A 12,865-nucleotide genomic window follows, 5' to 3' on the forward strand; every position below is an offset into this window, starting at 1 on the left:
TCTTCCGGATCACGATCAGGCAGCTGGTTAGTCAACCCGCTGAGGATATGGGAGGTATCTTCTCCTGCAGCCACGTCAGCCTCGTTTCATCTTTGAATGTAGGGCTTATGTTTTCGTATTGTGAGAAAACAATTTTACGATTCGAGATTATCGAGGGAACCGCGCCATGGTCAACACGACCAGGCCGGGCCCGCTCGCCTTGGGGCGATGGCTGCGCTGCGGACCGATTGTGACCGCTGGCCAAGCCTCCCAGCCTTGACCCGGGGTGATGCAGCTCATACTCTTATTTCACTATTCAATAACTTCATTTCGCGATGTGGAATAACAGCAGAGATCGTCAGATCAGGGGCTCACCACCGCGGAAATCCCAGAACTGGAGATCCAGATGCAGACGACCCCACCAGTCGGCGTCGAACCGGCTCCCGCCCCGACAGCGTTGTCGGGCCAGCCGATCCACCCGGCCACCGGCATCGACGCCCTGTGCGAAACCGCAAGTGCCGCCTCCGGCCAGGCCATCAGCCCGAGCCTGTACAACGTGGACCTGGCCCCGACGAAGCGGCAGGGCCGCCGTTGGACCGGCTACAGCATCTTCACCCTGTGGGCGAATGACGTACACAGCCTCGGCAACTACGCGTTCGCCGTCGGACTTTTCTCGCTGGGCCTTGGCGGCTGGCAGATCCTCGCTGCCCTGGCCATCGGCGCCGTCCTGCTCTTCGCGCTGCTGAGCTTCTCAGGATTCATGGGCCAGAAGACCGGCGTGCCCTTCCCCGTCATGAGTCGGATCAGCTTCGGCATCCGCGGCGCCCAGCTCGCCAGCCTGCTGCGCGGGGCGGTGGCCGTCGCCTGGTTCGGCATCCAGACCTTCCTGGCCTCAGTGGTGCTGCGGGTCATGCTCGTGGCCATGGTTCCGTCGCTGCACGAGCTGGACACCAATTCCATCCTCGGCCTGTCCACGCTGGGCTGGATCGCTTTCGTAGCACTGTGGATCGTGCAGCTCGTGATTGTCAGCTTCGGCATGGAGATGATCCGCAAATATGAGGCATTCGCCGGACCCGTCATCCTCTTGACCATGGTGCTCCTCGCGGCCTGGGTCTTCATCGAAGCGAAGGGCGCCATCCAGTGGACGGGTATCCGCGGGCTCGAAGGCGGCGAGATGTGGCGGACCATCTTCGCCGGCGGCGCGCTGTGGGTGGCCATCTACGGCACGTTCGTCCTGAACTTCTGCGACTTCACCCGCTCGGCTGTCTCCAGGAAGTCGATCGTCCGCGGCAACTTCTGGGGTATCCCCATCAACATGCTGCTGTTCGGCGCCATCGTGGTGGTCCTTGCCGGCGGGCAGTACAAAATCAACGGCACCATCATCGAAACGCCGTCGGACATCGTGGAGAGCATCCCCAACACGCTATTCCTGGTGCTGGCGTGCCTCGCCATCCTGATCCTGACCATCGCCGTGAACCTGATGGCCAACTTTGTGGCGCCCGTCTACGCCCTCACCAACCTGTTCCCCAAGCGACTCGACTTCCGGAAGGCCGCCTGGGTGAGCGGCACCATTGGCCTGGTGATCCTGCCGTGGAACCTTTACAACAACCCGCTGGTGATCGTGTACTTCCTGGGCGGGCTCGGTGCACTGCTGGGGCCGCTGTTCGGCGTTGTCATGGCCGACTACTGGCTGCTCCGCCGCGGAAAGGTCAATGTGCCAGAGCTCTACAGCGAAAGCCCGGCAGGAGCGTACTTCTACACGAAGGGCGTCAATCCCAAGGCGATCATCGCGCTGCTCCCGGCGTCCGCCGTCGCGATCCTTATTGCCTTTGTACCAGCGCTGGAAGCCGCGGCGCCGTTTGCCTGGTTCTTCGGCGCGGGCCTGGGCGCCCTGACGTACTACCTGATCACTGACCGCAAGCAGCAGTTCGACGACGTCGACGGCGAACCCATCGCCGTGGCCAGCACGCACTGACACGCGTTCCACGCTATGAACCATGGAGAGACATGCGCATCCTCGTTGCCAACGTAAACACCACGCAGTCCATGACCGATTCCATCGCAGCCCAGGCCAGAAGCATCGCCGCGCCCGGCACGGAAATCGTGGGGCTCACGCCCAGGTTCGGTGCGGATTCGTGCGAGGGGAACTTTGAAAGCTACCTTGCTGCGATCGCCGTGATGGACCGGGTCCTCAGCTACCCGGAACCGTTCGACGCCGTCATCCAGGCAGGCTACGGCGAGCACGGCCGGGAGGGCCTTCAGGAACTCCTGGACGTGCCCGTCGTCGACATCACCGAGGCGGCTGCCAGCACTGCAATGTTCCTGGGCCATAAATACTCCGTCATCACTACCCTGGACCGGGCGGTGCCGCTGATCGAGGACCGGCTGAAGCTGGCTGGCCTCGACGCGAGGTGCGCGTCCGTGCGTGCCAGCGGAATGGCCGTCCTGGAACTGGAGGAGGAGCCGGAACGGGCTGTCGAAGCGATCATCGAGCAGGCACTGATCGCGGTCCGGGAAGACAAGGCCGAGGTCATTGTCCTGGGCTGCGGCGGGATGGCCGGGCTGGACGAGGCGATCCGGCTGCGCGCCGGCGTTCCGGTGGTGGACGGTGTGGCCTCGGCGGTCACCATCGCCGAAGGCCTGGTCCGGATGAGGCTGTCCACGTCCAAGGTCCGCACTTATGCGGCGCCGCGGCCGAAGACTGTCATAGGCTGGCCCTTGTTGTCCGAGGCACCCGAGGCTGTGCGCTGACGGCAATTCCCTATGAAAGGCCCCAACATGACTGACTACAGCCCGCCAGTAGAATCCCGGGTCGCCGTCGTCACCGGTGCCGGGTCGGGCATCGGCCGGGCAGTGGCCCGGCTGATGCTCGCCGATGGCTACCGCGTGGCGCTGGCAGGGCGCCGGGAAGCCCAGCTTCGCGAAACGGCGGATGGGCACCGGAACGCGCTTGCGGTGCCCTGCGATGTCACGGTTGCCGACGACGTCGAACGGCTTTTTGAAGCCACCCGCCGGCAGTGGGGGAGAGTGGATGTGCTCTTCAACAATGCCGGTGTGTTCGGACCCGCGGCCTCCGTTGACGAGATCAGCCTGGCCGACTGGAATGCCACGGTGGCGGTTAACCTTACGGGTTCCATGCTGTGCGCCGCCGCTGCTGTCCGCGCTATGAAGGCGCAGCAGCCGCAGGGTGGGCGGATCATCAACAACGGCTCTATTTCGGCGCATTCGCCCCGGCCAAGGACCGTTGCCTACGCCGTGACCAAACATGCCATGACGGGACTGACCAAGAGCATTGAGCTTGACGGCCGCGCTTTTGGCATCACCTGCGGCCAGATCGACATTGGCAATACCGCCACCGAGATCATGGACACCATAGGGGTGGGCTCGGGCGCGCTCCAAGCCGACGGCAGCCGACGGGTTGAGCCCATGTTCCCCGTGGAGGATGCCGCACGCGCGGTGCTGCTTATGGCCAACATGCCGGCGTCGGCCAGCGTGGGCTCCGTGGTCATCACCGCCGCGGGCATGCCTTTCATCGGCCGGGGCTGAGCGCACCCTTCTTCTTCTCACCGCTGCGTTTTCGGACATCCGCCGCCGGGCTCCCGGGGGCAGATGCCGGAATTCATGGCGGCTTTATTCGTGCCCGCCCGCCTTCCAAAGTTTTCGCAATGTGGAAATTGATTCTCCTCTTGCGGAATTATGTGACCGGGGTTACGTTTGAAACAGACCCCGATTTCCGGGGCTGTTCCCGATTGATAGGTACAGATCAATGAAGATCCCAGATTCCGCGGCGCTGAAGGCGAGTTCGGCGCCGTCGAAGAAGAAGCCCCTGTATAGGTCGCTCTTCTTCCAAATTCTGATCGCCGTCGTGGCAGGTGTTCTTATCGGACATTTCTGGCCGAACCTCGGCTCACAGCTGAGGCCTCTCGGTGATGGCTTCATCCAGCTCATCAAAATGATCATCGCGCCGCTGATTTTCCTGGTGATCGTCACGGGCATCTCAGCCGTAGGCGACGTCAAGGCGGTCGGAAGGGTCGGAGTCAAAGCCCTTCTCTACTTCACAGCAGCCACGCTTTTCGCACTGGTTTTCGGCCTGGTGGTAGGAAATATCGTCCAGCCCGGTGCCGGGCTGAACATCGATCCCAGCACCCTCTCCCAGGAAGCGCTGAATGCAAAGACCGGCAACGCCCCGCCGAAGGATGCGGCAGCCTTCATCCTGGATGTCATTCCCACCAGCGTCATCGGCGCCTTCGCCAATAACAGCCTCCTGCAGGTCCTCTTCTTCTCGGTGTTCTTCGGCGCGGCCATCGTGGTCATCGGACGTGAACGCTGCATGCCGGTCATCAGCCTGATGGAGACCGTCCTGGAGCTCATCTTCAAGATCATGTCCTGGATCATGAAGGTGGCACCGATCGGCGCCTTCGGTGCCATGGCGTTCATCATCGGACAGTACGGCCTCGACACCCTCAGCACGTACGCGCTGCTCATCGCCGCCTGCTACGGTGCGGCCATCGTCTTCATTGGACTCCTGTTCCTGGTGGCATGGGGCTTCGCCCGCGTTCCCCTCTGGCAGTTCCTGAAGTACACCCGCGAAGAGTTCCTGCTGGCCCTGGGCACCGCTTCCACCGAGGCCGTGATGCCGCGCATCATGACCAAGCTGACCAACGCCGGCTGTTCCCGCGCCACCACCGGGCTGGTGGTCCCCACCGGTTACTCCTTCAACCTCGACGGCGCCGCGATCTACCTTTCCATCTCCCTGCTCTTCCTGGCGCAGGCGTTCGGGCACAACCTGGACCTCGGCCAGCAGTTGGCCGCACTTGGCGTGCTGCTGCTGACGTCCAAGGGTATGGCAGGCGTCCCCGGGTCATCCTTCCTGGCGCTGTCCGCCACCGCCGCCGCCCTGGGTATCTTCCCCGTGGCCGGCGTCGCCCTCCTTCTCGGCGCTGACCGGCTGATGGACTCCATGCGCGTGGTTGTCAACCTGCTGGGCAACTGCGTGGCCACTTTCGTGGTCTCCAAGTGGGAAGGCCAATTTGACCGCAGCGTGATGGTCCGCGCGTTCCGTGGCGAGATCACCAACCACGACTCCGCGATCATGCTCGGGGTGGAGGAAGTCTTCGAGGACCAGGAGCTTGAGCGGATCAGCGGCGGCCAGGAGCCGTCCCCCAAGTTCCGCGGCGGCCCGAACCCTGGTGACATCCCGGGCTTCCAGATGAGCCGGCCCGGCGCCCACGCCGCCCCGGCCAAGGAGAGCCCAACACCCGCAGTCCACGAATAGCGGCCAACGCCGCCCAGTTCGCAGGCCCCGTCCCGGAAGACCCGGAGCGGGGCCTGCGCTTTAACGGGTTACAGGCCCTGGGCCGACTGGCTACAGCGGCAGGAGGGCGGAGAGGTCCGCCCGCAGCCCGGAGGCCGCCACCCGGCCCGCCGCGACCGCGTCTGCCCAGCTCAACTGGCCAGTGACCATGCCCAGCCACGTGGCGGCGTCGCACTCTATGACGTTGGGCGGGGTGCCTCGGGTGTGCCGCGGACCCTCTACGCACTGGGTGACGCCGAATGGTGGCACCCGCACCTCCACCGAGTTGCCCGGGGCCCGGGCCGTTACTTCCTCCAGCGTGTATCGCACCGCGGTGGCGGTCACAGCGCGGGGGACAGGAACGTCCGACGCCGACGCGGAACCTTCCCGCCACGCGGCCAGCGCCGCTGTGCCTTCTTCAATGCCAATACGACGGCGCGCTACAGCCATGCGGCCGGCCTCCTTAATGCAGGTGGGGAAGGGAAAACGTCAGTCGAGGAGGGCCGACACGGCCGGTCCCAGCCGAATCCGGCCCACGGGCCGACCGCCGCCCATCACGGGCTCAACCACCTTTTCCAGGACACTGGAGACGCCCGGGATGTCCACTGCCCCGGCGGCGGCGAGCATGGTCAGGCCCACCAGGGACGTGGCACGCAGGTTGCCGTCCAGCATCTTGATGGCCACGGCGACGCCCTGCGGGGTGGCCATCACCAGCACTCCCTCGGCGCCGATCTTGGCGATGATTTCGAGTTCGTCCATCACGATCGTGTTGGCCTCGCCGCGGCCCTGTACAGCCCACGGGTAGTCCAGCATGGAGGTGGTGATGGTGGCGGCCCGGGCATTGGAGTTCTTGTCCCCCGGAGCCTTGGCCAGCAGGGAAAAGGCGCGGGCCAGGCCGGTCAGCGAGACCGCGGCCACCGGAGCCCCACAGCCGTCGATCCCCAAGTGGGCGATCTGTTCCCCGGTATACTCCTCGATCACGCTGCGGACACCCTGCTGGAGCGGATGGTTGGGTTCGAGGTAGCTGTGCGTGTCCCAGCCGTTTTCCGTGCAGGCCCAGAGGAACGCAGCGTGTTTGCCGGAGCAATTGAAGGCTAGCTTGGACTTGCCGCGCTCGGAGCGGACCAGCCAGTTGCGGGCAGTCTCGTCTTGGGGCCACGCGGCCGGACACTGGAGCTGTTCTTCCTTGACTCCGGCAGCCTTGAGCATTCCTTCGACCACGTCCATGTGATCGAGGGATCCCACGTGGCTGGCGCAGGCCAGGGCCACCTGGGCGCCGCGCAAAGGCACACCTGCCTGCATGGACGCCAGGGCTTGCAGCGGCTTGAGCGCGGACCGGGCATAGATGGGGGTGGTGATGTCGCCGAGTTCAGTCACCACGGTGCCGTCGGTGGCCAGGAGTACCGCGGAGCCGATGTGCCGGGATTCCACGAAGCCGCTGCGCTCAACGACGGCCAGTTCGACGGCGGAGTCCACAGTGAAGGTGGCATGCGGGTTGTGCGGCATGTTGCCAGTCTAGGGCCCCTGAAGGGAATGTCCGGGGAAGCCCATGGACGCCCGGGGAATGCCGGCTACTCCACGGTGACCATCACGGACTGCCAGCCGGAGGCGCCGTCAGGTACAGGCTCGGCGCGCTGGTCTGTCTGCATCTCGCCAGTTCCATCCGTGGCGCGGACCTTGATGTAGTGCGGTCCCGGGGTGGCTTCCCATGCGTAGGACCACTGGCGCCACGTAATCACGGACGCCTCCGCTGAGAGTGTGGCCTCGGCCCAGGCCCCGTTGTCGATCTGGACCTCAACCTTGGTGATGCCACGGGTCTGCGCCCAGGCGGTGCCTCCGATGGCCACGCGGCCGGCCGGCACCTTGGCGAAGGATTTGGGCACCTCCACCCGGGCCATCGTCTTAATGGGGCCGCGCTCGGACCAGCCGCGCTCCGTCCAGTAGGCCTTGCTGTCCGCAAATCGGGTGACCTCAAGATCCACCACCCACTTTGTGGCCGAGACGAAGCCGTACAGCCCGGGCACCACCATGCGCACCGGATAACCGTGCTCCAGCGGCAGGGGCTCACCGTTCATGCCGATAGCCAGCATGGCGTCGCGGTCGTCCTGCAGCACTTCCAGTGGCGTGGAGGCACTAAAACCGTCGATCGAGGTGGACAGCACCATGTCCGCCCCGTCGGTGGGGCGCGCCCGCTTGAGGACCTCGCGGATGGGCAGCCCCAGCCATTTCGCGTTGCCGGCGAGGTTGCCGCCCACGGGATTGGAGACACAGGTGAGGGTGACGTGCGATTCGATCAGGTCGGCGTCGAGCAGGTCCTGGAAGGTGAGCCGCACCTCTTCCTCCACGAGGCCGTGGACGCGGAGTTCCCAGTCGTCGGCGTTGATCTCCGGAACGCTCAGTGCGGTATCAATCCGGTAGAAGTCCCCGTTCGGGGTGATCCAGGGGGTCACGCCGGCCACAGGGGACTGCACCCCGGCAGGTATGGCCGCTGCCGCCTTCACCGGCGCGGGCAGCTGAAGGGCGTTGCGTGCCTGGGCGATGTTGCTGCGTGCCGCGCCCAGGAGCCTGCCGCCGGTGGCGGCGATGCCGGCGGCTGCTGCCGTGATGCCCGCGGCGGCGAAGAACCTGCGGCGGCTCGTCCCCGGTTCCGCCGTCGGGGTTTCCGACGGCGGAACCGGGGGCCCGGTCCTGACCCGCCACGCCAGTACGATCAGCAGCCGCAGGACCACCAAACCGGCCAGTGTTCCCAGGACGGCGGGGATGGCATCCAGGGGTTTGACGCCGGCGCGGGTCACCACGCTGGCAACGATCACGGTGCCCATCAGCACAACTCCGGCCACACCCAGTGCCCATTTGCGGTAGGCCACCACGCCCAGCACGCAGGCGAGCAGGAAGATGGTCAGGCCCATCCCCACAAACAGTGCCGCCTTGTCGTTGGTGCCGAACGTGGCGATGGCGAAGTCCTTCATCCAAGGCGGCGTGAAGTCGATGAACGTGGAACCCAGGGCAATCACCGGGGTGGCCCGCGCCGTAAAGGACGCACCAATCAGTTCGGCGACGGCAAGTACGACGGCGGCTGCCACGGCACCGGCAAGCGCAGCCATGGCGGTTGGACCCTTGAGCCACTTCAGGAGCTTCTTCATGCCGTTGGTTCGTAGCGGACGGCGTTGGGGATTGTTCCACCGAGGCCCTCGCAGCTGACACAGCTTAGGAGCCTTCCGGGTTCACGAAGTACCCTTGGAGACTGTGAAGGTACTCGTCATCGGCCCCGGAGGCCGCGAACACGCCATTGTCCGCTCCCTGCTCGCCGACCCCAACGTGTCCGAGGTCCATGCAGCTCCGGGCAATGCCGGCATCAGCAAACTGGTCCCCACCCACAACATTGACGGAAATGATCCCGACGCCGTCGCGGCCCTGGCAACCAAGCTGGCCGTCGACCTCGTAGTGGTGGGCCCGGAGGCGCCGCTGGCCGCCGGTGTTTCCGACGCCGTCCGCGAAGCCGGCATTCCGGTGTTCGGACCCAGCAAGGCCGCCGCCCAGCTCGAGGCGTCCAAGGCGTTCGCCAAGGAGATCATGGCTGAGGCCGGTGTGCCCACGGCTATGGCCCTGGTGGCCACCAATGCCGAGGAAGCCGCCTCCGCCCTGGACACCTTCGGCGCGCCCTACGTGGTGAAGGACGACGGCCTCGCCGCAGGCAAAGGCGTGGTGGTCACCAAGAACCGCGAAGAGGCCCTCGCGCACGCGCAGACCTGCTTCGATGCCGGCGGCACCGTGGTGATCGAGGAATTCCTGGACGGCCCCGAAGTGTCGCTCTTCGTCCTGTGCGATGGCCGCAACACCGTAGCCCTGTCCCCGGCGCAGGACTTCAAGCGCATCTTCGATAACGACGAAGGCCCCAACACCGGCGGCATGGGTGCATACACGCCCCTGGAATGGGCACCCGAAGGCCTGGTGCAGGAAGTCATCGACCGCGTAGCCCAGCCCACGGTCAACGAGATGGCGCACCGCGGCACACCCTTTGTGGGCGTGCTGTTCGTGGGCCTCGCCCTGACATCGCGCGGGACCCGGGTCATCGAATTCAACGTCCGCTTCGGCGATCCCGAGACACAGGCCGTCCTGGCCCGCCTCAAGACCCCCCTCGGTGCGCTGCTGCTGGCAGCCGCCAAGGGCGAACTGGACAAAGCCGAAGAGCTGCGCTGGTCCAAGGACACCGCCGTCGCCGTCGTCGTTGCTTCCGAGAACTACCCGGACACGCCACGCACCGGTGACCGCATCCGGGGGCTCAAGAAGGTGGACGAGCTCGAAGGCGTGCACGTGATCCATGCCGGCACCAAGCTCGACGACGAAGGCAAGGTGATTTCCGCAGGCGGCCGCGTGCTCGCCGTAGTTGCCCTTGGCAGCGACCTCGTGGAGGCCCGCGAAAGGGCGTACGACGGCGTGGAGCTTGTTCAGCTGGAAGGCTCCCAGTTCCGGACGGACATCGGACGCAAGGCAGCCCGCGGCGAGATCAAGGTGTCCTCCAGCGCCACCGGATCCCTGCCCGTGACGAAAGCGAAGGCTTAGCATGACCGAGAACTCCCCGCAGGAACCAGAACAGAAGCGCGGCCTCAGCACCGCCACCCTGAACCTTCCCGGCTGGACGCACGTCTACTCGGGCAAGGTCCGTGACCTGTATGAGCCCGCGGACGACTCCATCCGCGAACAGGTGGGCCAGGACTGTGTCCTGGTGGTGGCCAGCGACCGCATCAGCGCCTACGATCACGTCCTGACGAGCGAGATCCCGGACAAGGGCCGGATCCTTACCCAGCTCAGCCTGTGGTGGTTCGACCAGCTCGGCGTGGAGCACCACGTCCTGGCCTCCACCGTGGAAGGCGGGGTTCCCGCTGCGGTGGAAGGCCGCGCCATGATCTGCAAAAAGCTGGATATGTTCCCCGTGGAATGCATCGCCCGTGGATACCTCACCGGTTCCGGCCTGCTGGAGTACCAGGCGTCCGGCACAGTCTGCGCCATCCCCCTGCCCCCGGGCCTGGTGGACGGGTCCCGGCTGGAGCGCGCTATCTTCACGCCGTCAGCGAAGGCCGAGGTGGGCCACCATGACGAGAACATCACCTACGACGCCATGGTGGGCATGGTGGGCGACGACATCGCGGGGCGGCTGAGCGAACTGACCCTGAAGATCTACACCACCGCGGAGAAGATCGCCCGCGAACGGGGCATCATCCTGGCTGATACGAAGGTGGAGTTCGGCTACGACGCCGTGTCCGGCACCATCACCCTGGGCGATGAGGTGCTCACCCCGGATTCCTCCCGGTTCTGGGATGCAGCCACGTACCAGCCCGGCCAGGCGCAGCCATCCTACGACAAGCAGTACGTGCGGGACTGGCTCACGTCAGCCGAATCAGGCTGGGACCGGTCCTCGGACGTTCCCCCGCCCGCGCTGCCGGCAGATGTCGTTGCCCGTACACGCAGCCGCTACGTTGAGGCGTACGAAAAGCTCACGGGCCAGGCCTTCGCCTAGGTTTGTTCACTGGCCCGTTCCAGGTGGGCCCGGCTACCGGCTGGGCCCGCTGGGAGCGGGCCTTGCCGGTATTGCCTGCGTTGCTGGACTAGCCGGCTAGCTTGCCTTGCTGGCCTTGGCCGCCTTCGCGGCACGCTGCTGCGCCAGCCGGATCTCCAGGACGGCGTCGAGTGCCTGCTGGACGCGGTCCGATGCGCCAGCCGCGCTGAATGCCTTCTGTGCTTCCTCCAGGTAAACCAAGGCCTCCTCCGACTCGCCGGCGGCTTTCAGCGACTTGCCCAGCAGGAGCGAAACTTCGCCGGCGGTGTGCTTGGCCAGTGCGTCTGATTCGGCGTGGATTTCCCGGAGCTTGCTGATCGCAGCCATGATGTCGCCGGTGAGGTAAAGCCACCGCGCGCGGATGAAGGCCACTTCCAGCTGGTCCGTCTTGTTGCCGCCCACGATGGACAGCGCCAGTTCGGCACGCTCGATGGAGGACAGCGTTTCCGGCTCCACGATTCCCGAGGACAGGCGCACTGCTGCGGATGCCTTGTTGAACCGCGCCCAGAGTTCGATGTCGTTGGCGGGGGAGAGCATCCGGGCAGCGCGTTCGTGGTACTTGATGCCCTCCGCGTAGTCATGCCGCATGAACGCCACATTGCCGATCACCCAGGCCACCTCGCCGGCGAGCTGGGACATGGAGTGCTCGTCCACTTGGTCGTTCATGTCCTGGCAGAACTTCCAGGCCTCGTCCAGCCGGCCGCTCTCGGCCAGCGCCCCGATCAGGGCCCGGTGGGCGCCGATAATCAGTGTGGAACCTTTGGGCAGCTTCGCGCAAAGTTTCACGGCCTCCATGGCGTGATCGACGGCGGTACTCAGCTGGCCCTGTCCCTGGCAGATACCTGCGAGCATCTGCCGGGCACGCACACCCAGACCCACTGACTCGGTGGCCATGGGGTGCTCGAGCAGGTGCTGCATGATCTTCTGGCACTCCTGCCAGTTGCCCTGCTTGATCAGGCACTCGGCCTGCATGTAGGTCATGTTCCACCAGGCGCTGGTGTTCTTGCCTTCCAGCGCTATTTGTGCCGCGGTGGCGGCGTGCGTGGCGGCCAGGGGGTAGTCCCTGAGGTCCCAGGCCTGGCGTGCGTAGAGCCCGGCGAGGACGTATTCGGCGTCGCTGACCGAGATGGGTTGGCTCCAGGCCTCCAGCGCCTTGGGCGCCAGTTCCAGCCTGCGGGCCAGTTCCTCGATAACTTCGGCCGTCGGTTCCCTCCGGCCGGTCTCGAGGAGGGAAATATAGCTGGGGGAATACAGGTCCTTGCCCAGTTCAGCCTGTGTCAGCCCACGTTCGAGACGCTCCGCCCGGAGCTTCTCCCCGAATCCGTTGCCCACGGGATTTCCTCCTAATTCCGGACAGTCTTTGTACTCAATGCTTGACAGTCCCTGTGGAAAACATTTTACAATGTATGTCAACAAGGACAGTGCTGACTTTGTAACGAATCCGACTCGTATTGAGGAACTTATATGTTGAAGAAGATTGCAGCCGCAGCCGTTCTGGCCGGGGCCCTGGCGTTTTCTGCGGCGGCTCCGGCCGTCCTGTCGGCTGGTTCCATTGCTGACACCACGGGGGTATCCGTTGCCGTAGGTAACTGGCCGGATCCCATGTCCAAGAAGACCAAGGACACCAAGGACAGCGACACCACGTACACCACGAACGTGGGCAACTGGCCTGACCCGATGTAATCACTCCTCACCAAAGGGAGGCGAGGCCCCGGACCATGCGAACCATGGTCCGGGGCCATTCCTTTGCCCGCATCACACCCCGACCTCGATGACACCCCGGCGTGGATGACACAACGCGACTAATGCTTATGACAGAAGGTAACAAATTGGCATCATGCGGGAACAAAAAAGAGGGCCTCCCCGGGGGAGACCCTCTTTGTTTTGGTCGGGATGACAGGATTTGAACCTGCGACCTCTTCGTCCCGAACGAAGCGCGCTACCAAGCTGCGCTACATCCCGATCCGCTGCAAAAGCAACTTTACAAGGATAGCCGATCCGGGGTCCGGATGCGAAATCCGGTCGCTGGCCCGCCG

The 12,865-nt window shown here is 65.0% G+C and carries 11 protein-coding genes and 1 tRNA gene; 7 read left to right on the forward strand and 5 right to left on the reverse strand.

Annotated elements, in window-relative coordinates; genetic code table 11:
• Positions 1 to 385: 385 nt before the first annotated feature.
• The 4 genes from V9L18_RS04345 (at position 386) to V9L18_RS04360 (ending at position 5,254) form a co-directional block, all read left to right on the forward strand.
• Entirely contained in the window at positions 386 to 1,954 is a 1,569-nt protein-coding gene (locus V9L18_RS04345; RefSeq protein ID WP_337345950.1) for an NCS1 family nucleobase:cation symporter-1, read from the forward strand.
• Between the two features lie 32 nt (positions 1,955 to 1,986).
• Positions 1,987 to 2,730, forward strand: a complete 744-nt coding sequence (locus V9L18_RS04350) for an aspartate/glutamate racemase family protein (protein WP_337345951.1) — start codon at positions 1,987 to 1,989, stop codon at positions 2,728 to 2,730.
• 27 nt (positions 2,731 to 2,757) lie between these two features.
• Positions 2,758 to 3,525, forward strand: coding sequence for an SDR family oxidoreductase (locus V9L18_RS04355; protein WP_337345952.1), 768 nt, complete (start codon positions 2,758 to 2,760; stop codon positions 3,523 to 3,525).
• 220 nt (positions 3,526 to 3,745) lie between these two features.
• Positions 3,746 to 5,254, forward strand: coding sequence for a cation:dicarboxylate symporter family transporter (locus tag V9L18_RS04360; protein ID WP_337345953.1), 1,509 nt, complete (start codon positions 3,746 to 3,748; stop codon positions 5,252 to 5,254).
• Positions 5,255 to 5,344: 90 nt separating this feature from the next.
• Here the strand turns inward: V9L18_RS04360 and V9L18_RS04365 are convergent, their stop codons facing one another.
• From V9L18_RS04365 to V9L18_RS04375, 3 genes are all read right to left on the reverse strand, one after another.
• Positions 5,345 to 5,722, reverse strand: coding sequence for a sterol carrier family protein (locus tag V9L18_RS04365; protein WP_337345954.1), 378 nt, complete (start codon positions 5,720 to 5,722; stop codon positions 5,345 to 5,347).
• Positions 5,723 to 5,761: 39 nt separating this feature from the next.
• On the reverse strand, positions 5,762 to 6,778 hold the full coding sequence (locus V9L18_RS04370) for an asparaginase (protein ID WP_337345955.1): 1,017 nt from the start codon (positions 6,776 to 6,778) through the stop codon (positions 5,762 to 5,764).
• A 65-nt stretch (positions 6,779 to 6,843) separates the two neighbouring features.
• On the reverse strand, positions 6,844 to 8,415 hold the full coding sequence (locus V9L18_RS04375; protein ID WP_337345956.1) for a molybdopterin-dependent oxidoreductase: 1,572 nt from the start codon (positions 8,413 to 8,415) through the stop codon (positions 6,844 to 6,846).
• Between the two features lie 103 nt (positions 8,416 to 8,518).
• Between V9L18_RS04375 and purD the strand changes: the two genes are divergently transcribed.
• Positions 8,519 to 9,835: a phosphoribosylamine--glycine ligase gene (purD, locus tag V9L18_RS04380; protein ID WP_337345957.1), complete on the forward strand. Its 1,317-nt coding sequence runs from the start codon at positions 8,519 to 8,521 to the stop codon at positions 9,833 to 9,835.
• A 1-nt stretch (position 9,836) separates the two neighbouring features.
• A complete protein-coding gene (locus V9L18_RS04385; RefSeq protein WP_337345958.1) occupies positions 9,837 to 10,790 on the forward strand; it encodes a phosphoribosylaminoimidazolesuccinocarboxamide synthase in 954 nt (317 codons plus the stop codon).
• A 96-nt stretch (positions 10,791 to 10,886) separates the two neighbouring features.
• Here the strand turns inward: V9L18_RS04385 and V9L18_RS04390 are convergent, their stop codons facing one another.
• On the reverse strand, positions 10,887 to 12,161 hold the full coding sequence (locus V9L18_RS04390; RefSeq protein WP_337345959.1) for a helix-turn-helix domain-containing protein: 1,275 nt from the start codon (positions 12,159 to 12,161) through the stop codon (positions 10,887 to 10,889).
• A gap of 132 nt (positions 12,162 to 12,293) precedes the next feature.
• Here V9L18_RS04390 and V9L18_RS04395 point away from each other — a divergent pair, with 132 nt between their 5' ends.
• Complete coding sequence (locus tag V9L18_RS04395) at positions 12,294 to 12,512, forward strand: hypothetical protein (RefSeq protein WP_337345960.1); 219 nt, start codon at positions 12,294 to 12,296, stop codon at positions 12,510 to 12,512.
• A 202-nt stretch (positions 12,513 to 12,714) separates the two neighbouring features.
• On the opposite strand, the gene V9L18_RS04400 is transcribed toward V9L18_RS04395, so the two are convergent.
• Positions 12,715 to 12,791, reverse strand: a tRNA-Pro gene (locus V9L18_RS04400).
• Positions 12,792 to 12,865: the final 74 nt, after the last annotated feature.

Origin of the sequence: Pseudarthrobacter sp. CCNWLW217 (genome assembly GCF_037203985.1) — a bacterium.
GTDB lineage: Bacteria > Actinomycetota > Actinomycetes > Actinomycetales > Micrococcaceae > Arthrobacter.

Coding starts and splice junctions, on each gene's coding strand:
- V9L18_RS04395 (WP_337345960.1), top strand. CDS start 12,294: ATGTTGAAGAAGATTGCAGCCGCAGCCGTTCTGGCCGGGGCCCTGGCG.
- V9L18_RS04350 (WP_337345951.1), top strand. CDS start 1,987: ATGCGCATCCTCGTTGCCAACGTAAACACCACGCAGTCCATGACCGAT.
- V9L18_RS04355 (WP_337345952.1), top strand. CDS start 2,758: ATGACTGACTACAGCCCGCCAGTAGAATCCCGGGTCGCCGTCGTCACC.
- V9L18_RS04375 (WP_337345956.1), bottom strand. CDS start 8,415: ATGAAGAAGCTCCTGAAGTGGCTCAAGGGTCCAACCGCCATGGCTGCG.
- V9L18_RS04360 (WP_337345953.1), top strand. CDS start 3,746: ATGAAGATCCCAGATTCCGCGGCGCTGAAGGCGAGTTCGGCGCCGTCG.
- V9L18_RS04385 (WP_337345958.1), top strand. CDS start 9,837: ATGACCGAGAACTCCCCGCAGGAACCAGAACAGAAGCGCGGCCTCAGC.
- V9L18_RS04365 (WP_337345954.1), bottom strand. CDS start 5,722: ATGGCTGTAGCGCGCCGTCGTATTGGCATTGAAGAAGGCACAGCGGCG.
- V9L18_RS04370 (WP_337345955.1), bottom strand. CDS start 6,778: ATGCCGCACAACCCGCATGCCACCTTCACTGTGGACTCCGCCGTCGAA.
- V9L18_RS04345 (WP_337345950.1), top strand. CDS start 386: ATGCAGACGACCCCACCAGTCGGCGTCGAACCGGCTCCCGCCCCGACA.